Annotated in this window: 19 protein-coding genes, 1 tRNA gene and 1 pseudogene; 16 read left to right on the plus strand and 5 right to left on the minus strand. The window is 55.4% G+C overall.

The window, feature by feature from the left end:
- Position 1 precedes the first annotated feature (1 nt).
- From AC2FLJ_RS20700 to mgrA, 11 genes are all read left to right on the plus strand, one after another.
- A complete protein-coding gene (locus tag AC2FLJ_RS20700) occupies positions 2-1,537 on the plus strand; it encodes a pilus assembly protein TadG-related protein (RefSeq protein ID WP_496707434.1) in 1,536 nt (511 codons plus the stop codon).
- A gap of 14 nt (positions 1,538-1,551) precedes the next feature.
- Positions 1,552-2,049: a TadE/TadG family type IV pilus assembly protein gene (locus AC2FLJ_RS20705; RefSeq protein WP_496698204.1), complete on the plus strand. Its 498-nt coding sequence runs from the start codon at positions 1,552-1,554 to the stop codon at positions 2,047-2,049.
- On the plus strand, positions 2,046-2,693 hold the full coding sequence (locus AC2FLJ_RS20710; protein ID WP_058278681.1) for a TadE/TadG family type IV pilus assembly protein: 648 nt from the start codon (positions 2,046-2,048) through the stop codon (positions 2,691-2,693). Before AC2FLJ_RS20705 ends, AC2FLJ_RS20710 begins: the two co-directional genes overlap by 4 nt.
- A complete protein-coding gene (locus AC2FLJ_RS20715) occupies positions 2,690-3,919 on the plus strand; it encodes a CpaE/TadZ family protein (protein ID WP_496707436.1) in 1,230 nt (409 codons plus the stop codon). The genes AC2FLJ_RS20710 and AC2FLJ_RS20715 overlap by 4 nt, the downstream gene beginning before the upstream one ends.
- 12 nt (positions 3,920-3,931) lie before the next feature.
- Positions 3,932-5,323, plus strand: coding sequence for a TadA family conjugal transfer-associated ATPase (locus tag AC2FLJ_RS20720; protein WP_058278683.1), 1,392 nt, complete (start codon positions 3,932-3,934; stop codon positions 5,321-5,323).
- Positions 5,320-6,288 (plus strand): type II secretion system F family protein, encoded by a 969-nt coding sequence (locus AC2FLJ_RS20725; RefSeq protein WP_058278684.1) that lies wholly within the window; start codon positions 5,320-5,322, stop codon positions 6,286-6,288. The genes AC2FLJ_RS20720 and AC2FLJ_RS20725 overlap by 4 nt, the downstream gene beginning before the upstream one ends.
- Before the next feature lie 14 nt (positions 6,289-6,302).
- Positions 6,303-7,289 carry a type II secretion system F family protein gene (locus AC2FLJ_RS20730; RefSeq protein WP_058278685.1) on the plus strand — a complete coding sequence of 329 codons (987 nt, stop codon included), beginning with the start codon at positions 6,303-6,305 and terminating at the stop codon, positions 7,287-7,289.
- A 330-nt stretch (positions 7,290-7,619) separates the two neighbouring features.
- Entirely contained in the window at positions 7,620-8,417 is a 798-nt protein-coding gene (locus tag AC2FLJ_RS20735) for a GNAT family N-acetyltransferase (RefSeq protein ID WP_496700054.1), read from the plus strand.
- A gap of 327 nt (positions 8,418-8,744) precedes the next feature.
- The gene (locus AC2FLJ_RS20740) at positions 8,745-9,014 is read left to right on the plus strand and encodes an HlyU family transcriptional regulator (RefSeq protein WP_282121391.1); all 270 of its coding nucleotides are present in this window, start codon (positions 8,745-8,747) and stop codon (positions 9,012-9,014) included.
- A 225-nt stretch (positions 9,015-9,239) separates the two neighbouring features.
- Positions 9,240-9,764 carry a cysteine dioxygenase family protein gene (locus tag AC2FLJ_RS20745; RefSeq protein WP_496707439.1) on the plus strand — a complete coding sequence of 175 codons (525 nt, stop codon included), beginning with the start codon at positions 9,240-9,242 and terminating at the stop codon, positions 9,762-9,764.
- 125 nt (positions 9,765-9,889) lie between these two features.
- A complete protein-coding gene (gene mgrA, locus AC2FLJ_RS20750; protein WP_083445396.1) occupies positions 9,890-10,957 on the plus strand; it encodes an L-glyceraldehyde 3-phosphate reductase in 1,068 nt (355 codons plus the stop codon).
- 196 nt (positions 10,958-11,153) lie between these two features.
- On the opposite strand, the gene AC2FLJ_RS20755 is transcribed toward mgrA, so the two are convergent.
- The 5 genes from AC2FLJ_RS20755 to AC2FLJ_RS20775 form a co-directional block, all read right to left on the minus strand.
- Positions 11,154-11,441: a hypothetical protein gene (locus AC2FLJ_RS20755; RefSeq protein WP_496707441.1), complete on the minus strand. Its 288-nt coding sequence runs from the start codon at positions 11,439-11,441 to the stop codon at positions 11,154-11,156.
- A 192-nt stretch (positions 11,442-11,633) separates the two neighbouring features.
- Positions 11,634-11,710: transfer RNA gene (locus tag AC2FLJ_RS20760), tRNA-Arg, on the minus strand.
- A 64-nt stretch (positions 11,711-11,774) separates the two neighbouring features.
- Entirely contained in the window at positions 11,775-13,157 is a 1,383-nt protein-coding gene (locus AC2FLJ_RS20765; protein ID WP_496698176.1) for an ATP-binding protein, read from the minus strand.
- Positions 13,158-13,175: 18 nt separating this feature from the next.
- The gene (locus tag AC2FLJ_RS20770; protein WP_496707443.1) at positions 13,176-14,594 is read right to left on the minus strand and encodes a dihydrolipoyl dehydrogenase family protein; all 1,419 of its coding nucleotides are present in this window, start codon (positions 14,592-14,594) and stop codon (positions 13,176-13,178) included.
- 4 nt (positions 14,595-14,598) lie between these two features.
- On the minus strand, positions 14,599-15,330 hold the full coding sequence (locus AC2FLJ_RS20775) for a TVP38/TMEM64 family protein (RefSeq protein WP_496698593.1): 732 nt from the start codon (positions 15,328-15,330) through the stop codon (positions 14,599-14,601).
- Between the two features lie 296 nt (positions 15,331-15,626).
- Here AC2FLJ_RS20775 and rpmH point away from each other — a divergent pair, with 296 nt between their 5' ends.
- From rpmH to ttcA, 5 genes and pseudogenes are all read left to right on the plus strand, one after another.
- Positions 15,627-15,761 carry a 50S ribosomal protein L34 gene (gene rpmH / locus AC2FLJ_RS20780; protein ID WP_005632162.1) on the plus strand — a complete coding sequence of 45 codons (135 nt, stop codon included), beginning with the start codon at positions 15,627-15,629 and terminating at the stop codon, positions 15,759-15,761.
- Between the two features lie 25 nt (positions 15,762-15,786).
- A pseudogene (rnpA, locus tag AC2FLJ_RS20785) lies at positions 15,787-16,213 on the plus strand (ribonuclease P protein component).
- A complete protein-coding gene (gene yidD / locus AC2FLJ_RS20790) occupies positions 16,210-16,449 on the plus strand; it encodes a membrane protein insertion efficiency factor YidD (protein ID WP_496698172.1) in 240 nt (79 codons plus the stop codon). The pseudogene rnpA and the gene yidD overlap by 4 nt, the downstream one beginning before the upstream one ends.
- A 76-nt stretch (positions 16,450-16,525) precedes the next feature.
- Complete coding sequence (locus AC2FLJ_RS20795) at positions 16,526-18,142, plus strand: acyl-CoA dehydrogenase family protein (protein WP_496707445.1); 1,617 nt, start codon at positions 16,526-16,528, stop codon at positions 18,140-18,142.
- Positions 18,143-18,186: 44 nt separating this feature from the next.
- Positions 18,187-19,080, plus strand: a complete 894-nt coding sequence (ttcA, locus tag AC2FLJ_RS20800; protein ID WP_496698168.1) for a tRNA 2-thiocytidine(32) synthetase TtcA — start codon at positions 18,187-18,189, stop codon at positions 19,078-19,080.
- Positions 19,081-19,132 lie beyond the last annotated feature (52 nt).

Genomic DNA, 19,132 nt, shown 5'->3' on the forward strand with positions numbered 1-19,132 from the left:
CATGCATTTTAAAGCCAACATATCATTCTTTGTCAGGGACGAACGCGGCACGGTCGCGATCCTTTGGGGCACAGCATTTGTTGCATTTCTCGGTTTCTTTGCGATCACGCTGGATGTTGGCCGATTGAACTCGACCCACGCAGAGTTTCAGTCCTTCGCGGACCACGTAGCCTTGGCAGCCGCTGGTGAGTTGGACGGACAACCCGACGCTATCACCCGCGCAACCAATGCAGCGGCCAACTTGATCAGTGACAGCCAGACATTTGCCAACGGTCCTTCCACGCTTTCGGGCTCGTCGGATTATACGCTTTTGTTTCATTCCGCGCTGCCGGTTTCGGACCTCACGCCGTTGGGCTCAGATGTCACCACCAACCCACGAGAAGCCAAATTTGCGCAGGTCGTGTTAACACCCAAATCCCTTAGCATGAACCTTGCTTCGGCTTTGGACAGAATGTTTGGTGGAAGCGGCATTTCGGCCAGCGTTTCGGCCGAGGCCGTCGCCGGTTACTCCAAAGCGGCCTGCGATATCTCACCTTTGATGTTCTGCCTGCCGCCGGATTGGGAAAATACCCTGACCGTCGGCGATCAAATCTTGCTGCGCAGCGGTGGCAACGGAACCGCCTGGGGACCGGGTAACTTTGGGTTTATCGACCTGGCGACATTTGAAGATGCCTCTGGCGTATGTGCGGACGAAGGCGGGAACAAACTTGCCTGCCTCATCGCAGCGCAAAGCCAGATTACGCAATGCGTGTTGACTAATGGTCTGGATACCGAACCGGGTCAGAAGGTCGGAATCACCAATGCGGCGTTCAATGTCCGCTTTGATATTTTCCGCTCCGTGCTTAATGGTGAAAAAAACAACCCGGACTTTGCACCGGCTCCGAACGTCATCAAAGGGATACAGAAAAAGGGGGGTGGTTCCTGCATTCAGGGTAACGAAGAGGTTACGCCTGACACGATCGCTCTTGGTCGAGACACTTGTATGGCGGCAGGCACATGCGGTGGCAGCAACCGGTTCGGAGACGGCGTCTGGGATCGCGCAGGGTATCTTAACCGGAACCATGACCTTGCAGACGGTATCGCAGACGGAATTGGCAGCGATGCTCACCTTCCGGCTCTTAGCGTAACGGATAGCGTGTTTGCTGGCACAAGATACGGAATGTATCTGCGGGAAATCGCGCACGGCAATAGCAACCCACATTCACCACCGAACGCAAATTCGATCCTGGACCCTTCGCTTGCGGAAACCGGCCGTCCGATGTGCTCGAACCAAATGTCGACTGACCCGGCCCGTCGTGTCGTAACAGCGGCAGGCATCGATTGTACCCAAAATCCGGTTTCCGGCTCGACCACGGGCGTTCCGGTTACAAAGTTTGTCGCTGTCTTCCTGACTGAACCAGTTGGGGATGATGGCGGCTCGCCACCCAGCTTTGACATCCATGGCGAAGTTGTCGGCTTCCCTGACGTTTCAGGTGTCGGCAGCGGCGGCAATGGGTTCGGCGGTATCTTTCGCGACCTCGTGCAACTGTATCGGTGATGGGACGCAGGATCATGAAAACCCGCCTCACAGACCCCCTCAAACGCTTTGCAAAAAAGGATGATGGCGCGATCCTCGTGGAATTTGGCCTGGTCATGCCACTTATGCTGTTGCTGCTGGCGGTCACGTTGGAATCTGCACGCATGATGTGGTCCTACCAATCGGTCATAGCAGGCGTTCGCGACGCCAGTCGCTATCTGTCCAGAGTGACACCCGCAGATATCTGCACCTCTGGAGGCAATGTTGCCGGACTTACTACTACTTTGAAGGGCATCGTCGAGGACGACAAAAATGCCAACAGCCTGTTCCCGCCCAGCATAACGGTCAATTCGGTGACACCCAGTCTGTCCTGTGTATCAGGAACCTATCGGGTCAACCCGGCGCCTGTCGGTACGGTCAGCGCGAACATTACTATTCAATTTCCTTTGGGCGGAATCCTGTCTCTCTTTGGCAACGGGCTGTCTTCGGTGACGACTGACGTTTCGGACACTTCAAGGATTTTTGGGCAATGAAAGGTCTGCTTCATATCCACACGCACATGCTTCGCAGAGGGCAGAAAGTTCTTTGGGATCAAAGCGGCGGCGTTCTTGTCGAGTTCGCCATTGTCGTTTCCCTGTTTCTGTTCCTCTTCATGGCGCTACTGGATTTCGGTCGCATGTCCTATAGCATTGCAAATGCTCAGAAAGCCTCGCAACTGGCAGCGCGCATTGCAATCGTTCGACCGCCTGCGTGCCCCGGAGTACCCACGACGCATCAGCGGGGCACCTCTACTTCGTCACCACGGTTTGGCACGTCCTGCAGTGCCTCGGCCGGGGTTTGTGCGGATCCTCAAACCCCTTCGTGTTCGGGTGTCGCAATCAATGCTACGGCCTCGGAAGTCTGGGCGCGGATTAGCCCGCTTTTGCCTCCGGATGCCACAATAGACAACTTACAGTTTCATTATGACTTCAACCCCAATCTGGGTTTCTTGGGTGGCCCGTATACTCCCATGGTCTCAGTCGAATTGAACCTTAACGATTTTCAATTCGTTTCACCGTTGGCCGCGCTGGCAAATGCCGCGGGCGCAACTAACAGCACAATATCTTCGACAGTCGGTTACTCAAACTTCAGCGTCTCGCTGCCTGCTGAAGACCTTGCATTAGGAGAGTCAGGATGAGAGATCAGAATGTTTTTACACCGAAATCGCAGGCAATTATGCTTGTTTCGGAAAACGAAGAGATCGCGCAGCTGGTTGCGGATGTCTTTCCCGTAAATGAGGAAAATAAAGTCACCAGGAACGGGGCATCGTTTCAGATGTTGAATGGAACTGCCCTCGATCTTGCATTCAAGCACGATCTGGTGATCTTTGAAATCGACCCTGATGACACAGGGGAGCTCCGCGCTATCGAGGCTGTCCTGACGCACCGCGACGATAACACCTTGTTTGTTGCACTCACTCAGAATGATCTGTCGATCACCAAGGCGCGTGAATTGTACAAGATCGGTATTGATGAGGTTTTGCCGCTGTCGATTGATGGCGAAGGTTTGAAAGCCGCAGTCAGTGAGAAACTAAATGCGCGCGCGGTTTCGCGAACCACTATTTCAGACGGTTCTTCGGCGTTGGGCAAGGTGATACCAGTCGCAAAGGCGCGCGGTGGAATCGGAGCTACAACAGTTGCTGTCAACCTCGCTTGCTCGCTTGTCGGCGGGCGGGGATCTTTCTTCAGGAAGTCCGCAAAAAACCGAGTAGCCCTTTTGGATTTTGACCTTCAGTTCGGAAACTCAAATGTTTTTCTAGATCTCGAGGACAACGGCGGGTTCCTTCAACTTATCGAAAACTCTAAGATTCCTGACGATCATTTTCTGTCTTCGATCCTGCAAGAGCATGGGCTTGGCGTCGACGTTCTGTGCGCGCCTACCCCGATGGTGCCCCTACAATCGATGCGGCCTGATCTGATCGAAGGGATGCTGGACCTTCTGCAACATCGCTATGATTATATTATCATCGACCTTCCCTGCGCCGTCGTTGAATGGGTTGAACCTATTTTCAAACGGGCCACCAAATTGGCTTTGGTTACCGATACTACTGTCCCCTGCGTGCGCCAGGCGCGGCGGTTGATTGATTTCTACCGCGAGGCAAACGTCGGCCTTCCGGTGGAGTTCGTGGTCAACAGAGAGCGGAACACATTGATCAAGCCTTCGCATGTCCGCGAGGCCGAGAAGGTATTGAAGACAAGCCTGAAACACTGGCTGCCCGAGAATTCGAAAGTTGCCAGAAACTCCGTAGATCTTGGACGGCCGATTGTGGACTTGAAGCGGCAAACGGATCTTGGAAAAGCCTTGGCAAAACTGGCCGCTGCGGTCTCGGCTGAAACTCAGCCCGTGGCAACGAAGAAAGCGTAAAAGGAGATCAACGTGTTCAACGAATTTAGATCACGCAAGGTTGCTTCCAAGTCGAATGTGCTGACACTGGATCGACCCATTGACATGCCCACCAAATCCAAGGCGACTCCTGATCCAGTAGATGTCGATTTGCAGGCGCATCTGGAACTCAAAAGCCGCTTGCATGGTGAGCTTCTGGACCGGCTCAATCTTTCAGTTATCGATAAGGTTGAACGATCGGAATTGAAGCGCCAGATCGCATCTTTGGTAACCGGTCTGATTGAGGCTGAAAACCTGCACATGCGCTCTGAGGCTTTCACTGCGCTGGTTGATGAGCTTATTCACGAAGTTATGGGTCTGGGGCCATTGGAGCCGTTGCTGGAAGACCCGACTATCAACGATATTCTCGTAAACTCTTTTGATCAGGTTTACGTCGAACGCTTTGGTCTTCTGGAGCTTTCTACTGTTCGCTTCCGCGATGAACGTCACTTGCTGCGGATTATCGACAAGATCGTCAGCAAAGTTGGTCGGCGTATCGATGAGTCTCAGCCCTGGGTTGATGCGCGCTTGGAAGACGGCAGCCGCGTTAACGCAATTATTCGGCCGTGTTCCGTCGATGGACCAGCTTTGTCAATTCGCAAATTCTCCCGCAACCCTTTAACAATAAAAAAGCTTGTTGATCAGAACAGCATGAATGATCAGGCAGCCAAACTCCTTGCGGCCCTTGTCGAAGCAAGGTTGAATATTCTCATTTCAGGCGGCACTGGCACGGGTAAAACAACCATGCTGAACGCTGTATCGTCGTTTATCGATGGCAATCAGCGTATTGTTACTATCGAAGACGCTGCCGAACTTCAGCTTCAGCAAAGCCACGTTGTTCGTCTTGAAACCCGCCCTCCGAATGCTGAAGGGCAAGGTGTAATCACCCAACGTGACCTAGTTCGCAATGCCCTGAGGATGCGGCCTGACCGCATCATCGTAGGAGAAGTTCGTGGGTCAGAGTGTTTTGACATGCTTCAAGCCATGAATACGGGCCATGACGGGTCTATGACTACCGTTCACGCAAACTCGGCGCGTGATTCACTAAGCCGGGTTGAGCAGATGGTAACAATGCTTGGCACTGACTTGCCGATGAAAACCATCCGATCACAGATTGCTTCGGCGATACAGATTGTACTCCAGCTCAGCCGCCTTAGTGACGGCTCCCGCAGAGTCGTCAGCATTTCGGAAATTACCGGCATGGAAGATGACACAATCACCATGCAGGACATTTTTGTTTTCAAACGTCGCGGCAAGTCGGAGGACGGGCAGATTCTTGGGGAATTCCTGCCTACGGGTATTCGGCCAAAATGCTTCGATCAGTTGGTTGCCGCAGGGGTCAACGTAGATACCAACATGTTTATTCGTGGGGCTATGTCGTTATGATTGACCTGCAACCGAACACCCTGAACATTCTGTTCTACATTTCGATTTTCCTTGGAATTCTTCTTGCATACGAAGGATTACAGCAGCTTTTCCTGCGCAAGGAATCCCTCAGCGAGGCCAGAAACCGGCGCATGAAGCTGATCCAGGGGGGCGCCTCGACCGATCAGGTTCTGCAATTGTTACGCGACCCTGCAATGATGGCTCCTGGCGAAAAACCCAGTTTGATCGCGCGCTTTCGACGTCTGCTTGTCCAAGCCGGGCTGACGATCAATCCGATCTGGATAGTCCTTGCAGCCACTTGTGTAGCCCTAGCGGCCTTCGTTGCAATATCCCGGCTCCTAGCCCCGGAAATTGCCGCAGTTCTTAGCGGCTTTCTGGCCGTTATTCTCCCGGTGCTGGTACTGATCGCCATGAAGGATGCCCGATCCAGGAAACTGACAAAACAGTTGCCGGATGCATTGGACCTTATGGCCCGTGGCCTGAAGGTCGGACACCCGGTGGCTGTAACGGTCGGGAATGTGGCATCAGATCTTCCGGATCCGATAGGTTCCGAGTTTGGCATTATTCAAGACCAAATTAACTACGGCGACGACGTCGCAACGGCGTTTCAGGATTTCTCGAAACGTGTCGGAACAGAGGACGCAAACTATCTTGCGGTCAGCATCGGTATTCAGCACGGAACCGGCGGCAACCTTGCACGTGTCCTAAGCATTTTGTCCCAAGTCATCCGCGACCGGCAAACCATGCAAAAAAAGATCAAGGCAATCTCTGCCGAGGGCCGTCTTAGCAGCCTTATTCTTACGGTCTTGCCGGTGTTCATCTACTTCTCAATCGAGATGTCCACACCTACGTTCTACGGCGATGTGCGAAACGATCCGCTATTTCCCTATTTCGCGTGTGCGATCATCGGCCTGACAATTGCTCAAGGGCTTATTCTGAAACGGCTCGTAAAGTTCAAATTCTGAGAGGGAGCGGAAAAATGGAATTTATTCAAGGTTTTCTGAACAGCCAAGATCTTCCCCTTCAGTATCTCGTGCTGGGCGGGATCGCCGTAAGCGTATTCTTTGTAATCCTCGGGATTTCCGGCATGACCGCAACTGATGACACGGCTGCACGCCGGATGCGGGTCGGATCAATTTCTCGGGGGCATGGCGCAGATTTCGACCTCATCCAGGGGGATAACAGCGACCCGCATGGTCTTCTAAAGGCTTTTGTGCCCTCGTCGAAACGTGAGCGTTCCAGAATTGGCAGAATGCTTAAGCAGGCTGGTATTCAGCGCAAACACGCCATCCGCACTTTCTATTTGTTTCGTGTGGTTATGGGGTTCGTGCTACCGGCCGCTTTCGTTACGGCGTTGGCATTGCCGTTAGAAATTCAGGTTCAGCTTGGTATTGCTAGTCTTTTGCAGAGCATCTCCTGGGTAAATGCATTGCAGATTGTCACCGCGCTGATGGTAGTCGGATTCTACGGCCCTGCTCTGTGGCTGCGGTACCGTATTAGAAAGCGCCGTCAGGCCATTGAACACAGTCTTCCAAATGCGCTGGACCTGTTGCAAGTAGCGATAGAGGCAGGATTAGGATTTGACGCCGCGATGGTGCGTGTGTCGCATGAAATGGCGCACGCAGCACCGGAAATTTCGCAAGAATTCACGATACTCCAACTGGAACTGCAAGCTGGCAAAGAGCGCCAAGCCGCCTTTATGGACATGGCGGAACGCGTCGGCATTGATGAGGTAAACTCCTTCGCGAACGCCTTCCTGCAATCCAACCAATACGGTACCAGCATTTCTGCTTCTCTACGGAGGTTTGCCACCGACATGCGTGTGGATCGCGAACTTCGGGCACAGGAAAAGGCCAACAAACTGCCAGTGCAGATGTCAGCTGTTATGGCCATGTGTATGATGCCCGTTCTTCTGCTGATCTGCCTTTCACCGATGGTGATCCGATGGATCAACATGTTTGGGTGAAAGCGAGGAAGACAACAGTTAGAAGTTTGACGTCAATCCGGGCGCTGCCGGTCCGTCACAGAGCCCGGAGTTCTGCTGCCCATGGATGTTCGACGCCTCGGCAACAAACCGCGAACGTCGTTGAACGGGTGTTATGTGAAGCGATCTCTGGTTGAGTGGTCGCCATTCACAGGGATCATTGCGAATGGCTCTCTCGCGGACATAGCTGCCATTCGCCCTTTCCCAAAATCCTCTTTGTGTCGCAGTCTTGCGCGTGACGTCCGCTTGACGACACGACCCCTATCAAACGATCATCTCCGAACTGTCATGTGGTACTTCGAGGAAAATCTCATGGAAGTATTCGGAAGTGAAGCACAACGACGCATGTCAACCATGGGCGAGCATCTTATGCAGCTGTTGGGTGATGACCCTCGGTTTTGTAGCCATGGGCGTGGTATACAGATTGCCAACGAATATAGCGGGGCGTTGGATGATGCCGTCGCAATGGCCCGAATTCTTGGCATCACGGCGATAGAAAGCATACCGCGTGAGGAGGTTGCGTTGGCGCGCGAACGAATTGAAAGCGAGGGTTTAAAGACCGACACGATTGCTTGCTATCTTGGCGGTCTGAACTGTGTCGAAGCCGCTCGGCAAGTGGTCGCAACTCAGGCGTTGCCCGAAGATTTATCCATACGAGTGATTGATCGTAGCTCTCCGCCAGAATGGCTTGAAGCTTTCGCAGAAGTCGCGTTGAGCCACGGTGTTTTACCGCCAATAGGTCCGGTGATGCGCGGATTGTCTCGGCCCGGATTTGCTATGGTCGTCGTTGATAAATCAGGTGCCCCAGTCGCAACTGCGGGTTCAGTTCTGTGTCATCCCTCCAGCAGTCGGCTGCGTAGTCGCGCACAATGGGGGCAACTCTCGACCAAACCTGAACGCATGGGCGAGGGCATTGCAAAAGTCTTGGGGGCGATAGCTCTAATTCACTCGCATGAAAAGCTTGGGGCCACAGGGTTCAAGACAGGCATCGCTCCGGGCAACATTCCTTCTGCACGGCTTTGCGAAAGACTTGGCTTGGAGGACAGTGGAAGCGACATAGTCGCGATCATAGACCCTCTCGTATACTCAGAAGATCGGTTAACCAAGTGACCCATCCGGCTGTCTATGGTCGCATTGTGTAATCAGTGCTGCCAAGAGCCTGAGTTAGTTCCTTAAAATAGGTAAAACGGGGTAAACTCTAGTCTCATTTGGGCTCAAAGCGGTCGTCGGCGGCGGCGTGTAAGAATGGCGGTCTGGACAGTCTTACAAGGGAGCGTGGTGTGGGGAATGGACTTCTACCGCGGATCTGGACGTACTAGGCAACGCAAGGAGCGTGCCAACGGATCGAAGGCAAATGTTGTGATAGCACGACATGCTTCACGCCTGTCCTAAGCGGCGCTAGTCTCCCGTCATAGCAACGCTGAAAGGAGCCGCCCAATGTCCCTCTTCTCTAAACTCTTCGGTGGTGGTGAAAAGTCGGAGCCGGAGCCAGTCTCTTACAGAGGGTTCGAAATCTTTCCGGACCTGATGCCCGAAGGTGGCAAGTACCGCCTTCTAGCCCGTATCGAAAAGACCATCGGCGGAAATCGCAAGACCCATACAGTGATCCGGGCGGATGTTTTTGAGACCCGGGATCAGGGCGAAAGCTTCAGCATCGCAAAGGCGAAACAGGTGATCGACGAGCAGGGCGAACGCATTTTCGATTAAGCAAACAGACAGCCTAATATATGCGATGCAATCGACGGATGGTTCCGCAAATTAGACATCCGCCCCGATCTGGCGAAAGAACGCTAAGCAAGCCAAGCAGTCATTGGAAGTCTTAGATGCCCGATCCATGCAGTTACAATCTGGGTCCCAATTTCGTCTATTTTACAGCATGTGCTACCCTGTTGCATTTATCGTATGCAATTGGGGGCTGAAGATATGTGGAACATGGAACAGTTTGTAGCGGACTGCCGGACCGCAGTAGATCAGGACGCGTCTCACAAATCGGTGGCTGAGGTGGTGGACCGGGCGATGCGCGATCCCGCGGGCGTGACGCAAACCTTGGGAGAGCCGACCGAAAGCGGTATCTTTCCCATTTACAAGTCAGGTGATCTGACAATCGTCAACGTCGTATGGAAGCCAGGAATGACCATAATGCCCCACAATCACGAAATGTGGGCCGTGATCGGTACTTATGGTGGTCGAGAAGATAACATTTTTTGGCGGCGCGTAGCAGATGACCCTAACGGACGCATTGAAGCGGCGGGGGCTCGAGCATTGTCGACGGGTGAATATGCTCCCCTTGGTAAGGACCTCATTCACTCGGTTACAAACCCTATCCCCAAGTTGACCGGAGCAATCCACGTATACGGCGGGGATTTTTTTGAAGCTGAGCGGAGCGAATGGGATCCTGAAAACCTGACGGAACATGCCTATGACATGTCGAAGGTTCGCGCGTTATTCGAGGACTAGTTTGCAGTTTGACAATTTGCGCTGGCAATGCCTGAGGCATGTTCCGTCTATACGGCAGGCCTCGCTGATTGCCGATTACTATCTCGTTGAATTGACACGGGGTGATGATCTCGGATTATGGGCAGATGAGCAAATTACAACGCCCCCCGAAGCCTCGGCCACGCCCATTTCTTCCTAATCCGGACCGCTACGAGCAAATGGTCTATCGCCGTTGTGGGCAGTCTGGCATAAAGCTACCCGCGATAAGCCTTGGGCTATGGCACAACTTTGGTGGGGATACCCCGCACCAGACAAAGCGCGATCTCTGCCGCACTGCTTTTGACTTGGGTATAACGCACTTTGATTTAGCAAATAACTATGGCCCGCCGCCGGGATCGGCGGAAGAAGCATTCGGTGAAATTTTAAAAACTGATTTCGCAGGCTATCGGGACGAACTCATCATATCTACCAAGGCAGGGTATGATATGTGGCCGGGCCCCTATGGGGAGTGGGGATCACGAAAGTATCTTGTGGCCTCTTGTGATCAGTCGCTCAAGCGGATGGGGTTAGAATACGCAGATATCTTTTATTCCCACCGTTACGATCCAGATACCCCTCTGGAAGAAACTATGGGGGCCTTAGACTATATAGTGCGCTCTGGGCGCGCACTTTACGTCGGAATTTCAAGCTACAACTCGCAACGAACGCGCGAAGCGCTGGCCATCTTGAAAGACCTTGGCACGCCGTGCCTGATTCATCAGCCGTCGTATAACCTACTCAACCGTTGGGTTGAGCGGGACGGGCTGTTGGATACGCTTGACGAATTGAACGTGGGATCGATTGCGTTCACGCCACTTGCCCAGGGTATTTTGACATCGAAGTATCTGAACGGCATTCCCGAAGACAGTCGTGCGACCCAAGGCAAGTCTCTATTGGACGGCATGATCAACGAACGTTCATTGACGAGTGTCAGGGCTCTAAACGATATAGCGGCGTCACGCGGTCAATCATTAGCTCAGATGGCGCTTGCTTGGGTGCTGAGAGGTGACCGGATTACGACAGCCCTTATTGGCGCTTCGCGTCCTGAGCAGATCGTGGATTGCGTAGGTGCGGTCCAGAATTTGGAATTTACCGAAGCGGAACTCGCTAAGATTGACGAGGTAAGCTCGGAAGAGGAAATCAATCTCTGGGCGCGATCCTCGGAAATTGAGTAAGATTGTTGACCACTGATTTTTGGTGCTAGCAGGTTCTTCTGCTTAATCGCATGGCGTTTCTGCTTTGGGCTCCTTCGAGACATTCGCCGCGTCCCGCCTAAATGTCAGGTTTTGAGTTCTCGGAGGGAAGGCCTTAGATAAAAGCCATTGGACATTGCTGAACGGGTGTTACGTGAACCACCTTCTAGTTACATCGTCACCCATCTGGGTCCTCATCACTCCAGTGTCCAATCTCGTAAACGCCCTGCTTTTTCATGCGACGTATGAACGCTAGGTAGTTAACTACGCGGTCGATCTCATCCAATTCTCCAGTGGCATAGGCGACCGAAATCATCTTGAATTGGGCCTCAAGATCTTCCGCAATTTTTTCGTCTCGTCGAGCGAGACCCTTTCCAGTCCCCAAAGAAACAGTAGTAGTTTCGTCTTCGCTCCACATCTCATCGAGATAGGCCTTTAGATTAAGCTCGGGACTATTCGCGCCCATCCGCGTTCGCCACGTGGCAGATCAGCAGGAACAGGCGCCTTCAGCGACTGATCTGCAAATCACCCTGATTTTCCCAAAAGGAAGTCAGGATCAATGAAATCGGTCTGGTTACTGGATGAAGGAAGTGAGGCGAAAATGGCAAGGTTCTGTCGATGGTGGCAGAACTATGTGTCGCCTTACACAGGAAACCAGTGGCGGACCGAGGAGGATTCGAACCCCCGACCCCTTGATTCGTAGTCAAGTACTCTATCCAGCTGAGCTATCGGTCCGCGTTGGTGAGGCGGTATTTAGACCCGGTGTTCGGGACACGCAAGTCGATTCTTCAAAAAGTTTTCAAAAAGTCCCATCGCCCCGCGGAAGCCTGATTTCAAAGGTTGTCCCCTCGGCCCCGGTATGCGCCAATATCAGGTCTCCGCCATGCCCACGTACCAGCTCCTGCGAGATGGCAAGGCCTAGCCCAGAGCCTCCCTTACGCACCCCGCCCTGAAATGGAGTGAACAGGTTCTCACGTGCTTTGGGCGGCAATCCGGGGCCGTCATCCCTGATCTCGACGCACCAGTCGTCTTTATATTCGCAGCCGGCGATCGTGATGTTTCCCGGCTTCCCGGATGCCACCAAGGCCTGACGCGCATTGCGCACAAGGTTCATCATGACACGGAATATCTGCTCTGGGTCGGCCCGGGCCACAAGATCTTTGGGCACGTCGTTCACGATCTCGACGCAAGCATCCGCAACAGCCAGCTGTTCGCTGGCGACGACATCTGCGGCGACATCGTGCATGCGCACCATGGTAAGTGTCGGCGCAGGTTCTTCCGCACGTCCGAAGGCCAGCGTGCTTTCGCACAACGACACTGCCCGTGTGATCGAGTTCACCAGCTTGGGCGCCATACGCCGCACCAAGGGATCATCGCTGGTCTCAATCCGGTCGGTGAACAACTGTGCCGAAGTCAGTATGTTCCGCAAATCGTGGCTGACCTTGGCCACCGCGCCGCCCAGTTGCGCCAGCCGTTCACGTTGCTTCAAGGCCTGCGTCAGCTCGGTCTGCAATTGCTGCAGCGCCTCCTCGGCCTCACGAAGTTCGGTCACTTTGGAGTTGGGCGAGATGATTCCCCTCGCGTCTTCGGGCGCCTCTGCATAGCGCTGCATATAACCAACAACACTTTTGATCGGTTTCACCAAAACGACGCGCACAGCCAAAAACAAAAAGAACGCGGTGATGATGGAAATTACGAAGGACAGCCCCAGAATGCGCAGGCCATAATCTGTCATCGCCATTCGCAGCGGCATGCTCTCTATGGTGACCTCAATCAGCAGACCTGCCCCTTTGACGGGTTCGCCAATAACGCGGATGACTTCGTTCTCAGTAGTGAACAGTCGCGCCAGCGCGTCGCGGATCAACACCCAAGGCCCTGCGTCGCGCAGATCGTAGGTCTTGGTGATCTGTTCCGGAATCGGCGAAGACAGCATAAGCTGGCGCACCTCATCGCGGCGCAGCACGACGTTATAGACACCCGCGTTGGCCAGCAGTTCGGCCTCAAGGTCTTCAGCCAGCATATCGTCAGCCAGCAGCGCCAATGACGCGATCTGCGCGCGCTCAAGCCGGTTCAGCAGAAAGTCTTCGCGAAAGCGCGCGATTGAAGGAACAAAGATCAAAATCTCGGCCAACATCACGAAGACCGTCGTCAGGATCAGAAATCGGCCCGACAGCGAATTCAATCTGCTCTCCCTTCTTGGCTAGGGCATCCAGCGTTGGACGAACCTGACCACTTGTTTAACCATCTGATTCTCAAACAGCCTTGGCGAGAAATAGGCACCCGCCACCCGTTTGTTAAGCTCTCCGATCGTCGGATAGGGCGAAACCATCGCAGCGATCTGACCCATCTTCAGGTTATTGGCCAACGCAAGCGACCACAAGTTGATCAGCTCTCCGGCCTGATGCCCTACGATTGTGGCCCCCACAGGCCGACCCTTTACGACCATGACCTTAATGAACCCTTTGGTTTTCCGCTCAGAGATTGCCCGGTCGTTATGGTGATAGTCGAAGCGCGCGATTTCGACCTTGTCACCATGTTGTTCACGGGCCTGAGCCTCGGTCAGGCCCACCTGCGCCAATTCCGGGTCGGTGTAGGTCGCCCAAGGGATATGTGCGGCTTTTGCCTTCGAGGGCAGGCCAAACAACGCAGAACGGATGATGATCCCTGCGTGATATCCAGCGACATGAGTGAATTGCAGACCACCAGCGACGTCGCCAATGGCGTAAACTCTGCGATTCGTCGTGCGCAGCGCGTCATCGACCTTGATCCCGTTGCGGGTTGGTTCAATCCCGGCAGCCTTTAAGTTCAAACGGTCTGTGTTGGCCTTACGCCCGGCGGCCAACAATAAATGAGACCCCGAATAGATCTCACCCGCCTCGGTCACAATTTCTATGGCCCCTTTGTTGTCGCGAATCTGGGCGACCATAGCCTGTTCATGAATAACCACACCTTCGGCGCGCGAGCTGTCCAGAACGACCGCGGCGGCCTCGCGGTCATCCTTGCCCAGCGCCTTCAGGCCTTCGACAACCGTGACCTTACAGCCCAGTCGGACATGCGCTTGCGCCATCTCCATCCCGATCGGTCCGCCACCAATAATCAAAAGATGTTCAGGCTTGTCGCGCAGGTCAAAGATCGTCTCATTGGTATAGAATGGCACCTGATCCAATCCCGGAATCGGAGGCACCAAAGGCGAAGAGCCCGTCGCGATCACTATGCGCCGTGCGGTGATCATGTTGTCGCCCGCCTGCACCTGTGTCGGAGAGACGAAGCTGCCGAATTCCCGGATCACATTTACGCCGAAACCTTCAAACCGTTCCTGACTGTCCATCGGCTCGATCTGAGCGATAACATCGTGAACGTGGTCTTTGGCGGCGGCGTAGTCGGCCTGCGGTACCACGTCAGCCACGCCCAGCGCGGCAGAATGTGCCTGACCGTAAGCTGCCTTGCCGCTGGCAATCAGAGCCTTGGAAGGGACGCAGCCGAAGTTGAGGCAATCGCCACCCATCTTGTGACCTTCCAGCAGAATCACATCGGCCCCCATCTGGCTGGCGCCAGCAGCGACTGACAGCCCCCCGGACCCGGCGCCAATCACCAGGATGTCGGTTTTCAATTCTTGCATGATTTCAGCGGTCCTTTCGGCCACGCAGGGATTTGATGACAATTGGCAGCGTGGCCAGCACACACAAGCCGATGATCGGGCCAATCACAAATGGTTCCCATAACAGCGATACATCAGGTGTTTCGCCCCGATCGAACACACCACCCAGCCCGACGCCGATCCATGTGTAGACGATTCCGCCCGGGATAATGCCCAGCGCGGTGGTGATCAGGAAGTTGCGGAACCTCACGCCGACCAGCGCCGGCACTAGGTTGGCCACAAAAAACGGCACAACGGGAACAAGACGCAATAGAAACAGCACCGAGATCTCATTCTCGCGTAGCCCGTCTTTCAGTTTCTTGATCGTCCCTTCCGAGGACTCAAGCCGTTTTGTCAGGGATTCGCCCAACCCCCAGCGCGCCGCCAGAAAGATTGCAGAGGCTCCGATGGTTGCCGCAAACACGTTGAACACGGTTCCGGCGAACAGGCCGAAAAGAAACCCGCCGGTCATTGACGCCACTGCGGCACCCGGCAGCGAAAACGCGACGATGATAATGTAAATGCCAACGAAAGCTGCAGCCATTGCCCAATAGTTGGCGTCGCGCCAGGTCAATAGCGCCTCACGATTGTCGCGCAGCGTCTCAAAAGTCAGGTAGTCGCCCAGTGTGAAGAACCCCACCGCAGCGACGGCGAGAATCACCAGCAATGGAATATGCCGCGCCAACCCATTGCGCGGTGCCTGAGTCGTTTCGCTCATAAGGCTGTCCGGTTTGTTACGTTTCATTCTGACCCCAACATGCGCTGCTTGCGCCCTACGCAACAGGGGGCTCACGCTGCCTTGATGTTTTTGGTAAGGAATGTGAGGGTTTGGGGCGATAATCCCGCTGTTTTGAAACGTTTTGTCCGACCCGACTACAGAATTGTTGCAAAAGCCACGAAAACCCCCACCTAGGGGTTTGACTTACCCCCCACTACCCAGTAGAGGACGGGCTTCGAACACCACGGGCAGGCGAATCCGCGCTGCACCCGACCGCATAGATTGGAGACGGAGCGATGAAACGCACCTATCAGCCTTCGAACCTGGTTCGCAAACGCCGCCACGGTTTCCGCGCGCGCATGGCCACTAAGGCCGGTCGCAAAATCCTGAATTCGCGCCGCGCACGCGGCCGCAAGTCGCTGAGCGCGTAAACCGCTCACCGATCAGGTTATGAACATGACGCCGCCGGAGGCCCCTCGTGGATGGTAAGAACCAGCCCGGGGAAACGCCCCCGGCGGCGTCCGTTTGCGCGCCTGAATTTTTGACCGTTCTCAGGAAACGATCTGATTTCCTTAAGGCAGCGCGTGCCCGCAGGCAGGGCACATCCTCGATGATGGTGCAGGCTCGCAAACGTACCCCGGACGAGGCGACCGGAATTCGGGTAGGCTTTACCTGTTCCAAAAAGGTTGGCAATGCCGTAGCACGCAACCGCGCCAAGCGCAGGTTGCGCGAGGCCGCTCGGGCTGTTCTGCCCGTCATTGGACATGACGGGTGGGATTACGTTCTGATTGGTCGGGCCGAAACCACAGCCGCGCGACCCTATGAGGCACTTCTGGACGATCTGCGCTATGCGCTTCGCAAAGTGCACAGCGGGCGGAAATGACCCTCTTCTCTCATATCGTGGCTCTACCTGTAAGGGCCTATCGGCTGGTCTTCAGTCCCTGGGTTGGCTTCAATTGCCGATACCAGCCCACCTGCTCGGCCTATGCGCTGGAAGCACTGGAAAAGCATGGGGCCATCAAGGGAAGCTGGCTGGCGGCACGGCGGATTAGCCGCTGCCATCCCTGGGGCGGCGATGGGTACGACCCCGTACCCAACCGCAAGGAAGACGACAGCTGATCTTTATGACCCTCCGTCAGCCTTGACCCATTCGGACATGCGCTGAACACTTGAACCCGTACTGCCCGAGGTTCAGATGACATCCGACGCCCGCCATTCCCTGCCGACACATGACGTATTGAATCAGCCGCCTGTGCGCGCGGATTCTAATCTCTGGTCTTCAGATCCCGTTCTGCGAAACGCCGTGCATTTCACGGGCGGTCGCGAAGCGCCTTTGGCGGCTTACGGGGAAACGTTGGGACGGGTGGAAACCCGCGAGCTGGGGCGCGAGGCCAATCGGCACCTCCCCGAACTTCGATTGTTCGATCAGGGCGGTAGGCGCCTGGACGAGGTACGGTTTCACCCCGCCTATCATGAGATGATGCAGATCAGCCAATCTGCCGGCTATGCGGCCTTGGCCTGGGACGGTCAGTCCGGCGGCCACACGACCCACGCCGCGATGATGTATCTGGCCAGCCAGGTTGAGCCGGGCCATTGCTGCCCATTGACCATGACCTACGCGGCAATCCCGGCTCTTGCTGCAAATGAACAGATCGCCTCCGAGTGGCGGCCTAAGCTCATGGCGCGCAGCTATGATCCGAATACTAAACCGATCGAACAAAAATCCAGCGCCACATTGGGCATGGCAATGACCGAAAAGCAGGGCGGCTCGGACGTGCGCGCCAATACCACCATCGCTACTCGAGACGGCGAGCACTGGCGTCTGCGCGGGCACAAGTGGTTCTGCTCGGCCCCCATGTCGGACGGTTTTCTGACGCTGGCACAAGCGCCCGGTGGGCTGACCTGTTTCCTCGTCCCCCGCTGGCTGGACGGTGAACGCAACGCCATTCACCTGATGCGGCTCAAGGACAAGCTGGGGAACAAATCCAACGCCTCGTCCGAAATCGAATATCACGACGCACTGGCGTACCAACTGGGGGACGAAGGCGCGGGCGTGCGAACAATTATCGAGATGGTCCATCACACCCGACTGGATACAGCCGTGGCCCCGGCGGGCCTGATGCGCGCAGCCCTCAGCGAAGCGCATCATTGGGTCGCCCACCGCAGCGCTTTTCAGCGCCGGTTGATCGACCAGCCCTTGATGCGCGCTGTGCTGGCTGATCTCGTGCTGGACTGGGAGGGCGCATTGACGCTGGGGATGCGCGTCGCGCAGGCCTTCGACGGCCAGTCACCCGAAGACAAGGCCTTTGCCCGTATCGGTGTCGCCCTGGCCAAGTTCCTGAATAACAAGCGATGCCCGGCCGTAGTCGTTGAGGCAATGGAGGTGCTGGGTGGCATGGGCTATGTCGAAGACACGCCCCTGCCCCTGCTGTATCGCGAAGCCCCGCTGAACGGTATTTGGGAGGGGTCGGGCAATGTGATCTGTCTCGACATTCTGCGCAGCCTGTCTCGCGAACCGCTGGCCGCTGAGGCCCTGCAGGCCGAACTGGATATAGCAACGGGTGTCGACCACGGCTATGACGCCGCGCTCAAGGCGCATCGTGATCGGTGGCCCGGGCTGCCGCCTGAGAGTGAAGCCCGTTGGTTTGCCGAACGTACTGCATTGCTGCTGACAGCAGCTCAGCTATTGCGTCGCGCACCCGCGGCCGTTGCAGACGGGTTCATCGCCACAAGGCTTTTGGGCAACAGCGGCCGCATCTCCGGATCCGTGTCCGGGCTGGACACGGACGCCCTGCTTGCCCGACTGGGCTGACCCGGCCACTTGCCCGGTTGGCTTAACTGCTGTAGGGGCAGCGCATGTTTGACGAAGCTGACGATATCCACCCGCTCTTTGCAGGCGCGCCCTCGACCACCGAGTTCAAAAAACTGCGCAAACGCATTGTGCGGCAGACCCGTGAAGCCATCGAGCACTATGGGATGGTGGACCCGTCCGCGCATGACAAGGACGGGAAACCGCCCCGCTGGCTGGTTTGCCTGTCCGGCGGTAAGGACAGTTATACCCTGTTGGCCGTTCTGTACGAACTTAAATGGCGTGGCCTGCTGCCCATTGATTTACTGGCTTGCAACCTCGACCAGGGCCAGCCCGGATTTCCGGCCACTGTCCTGCCCGAGTTCCTGGAACGAATGGGCGTTCCGCATCGGATTGAATATCAGGACACCTATTCCATCGTGATGGACAAAGTTACACAGGGCCGCACCTTTTGCGCCCTGTGTTCGCGCCTGCGCCGAGGCAACCTGTACCGCATTGCCCGGGAAGAGGGATGCTCGGCCGTCGTACTGGGCCACCACCGCGACGATATCCTCGAGACGTTCTTCATGAACCTGTTTCACGGCGGGCGACTGGCCACCATGCCGCCCAAGCTGGTGAACGAAGAAGGCGATTTGTTCGTCTTCCGCCCCCTCGCCCATGTGGCTGAGGCCGATTGCGAGAAATTCGCGACCTCGATGAACTATCCGATTATCCCCTGCGACCTCTGCGGCAGTCAGGATGGGTTGCAACGTCAGCAGGTCAAACAGATTTTGGATCAGTGGGAAAAGAACAGCCCCGGACGCCGTCAAGTGATGTTCCGGGCCCTGACAAATGCGCGTCCGTCGCATCTTTTGGACCCAAAATTGTTTGATTTTCAGAACCTTGCACTCAAACCGAATGAAAATGACGAAAATTCGGGCGAAATTCCGCAGCTCCGTTAACGAGTGACTCAGATTGGTTTCCTAGGGTCGACCTGAGCGTTTCAAACGCAAG

Source organism: Ruegeria sp. CDSA034, assembly GCF_059612275.1.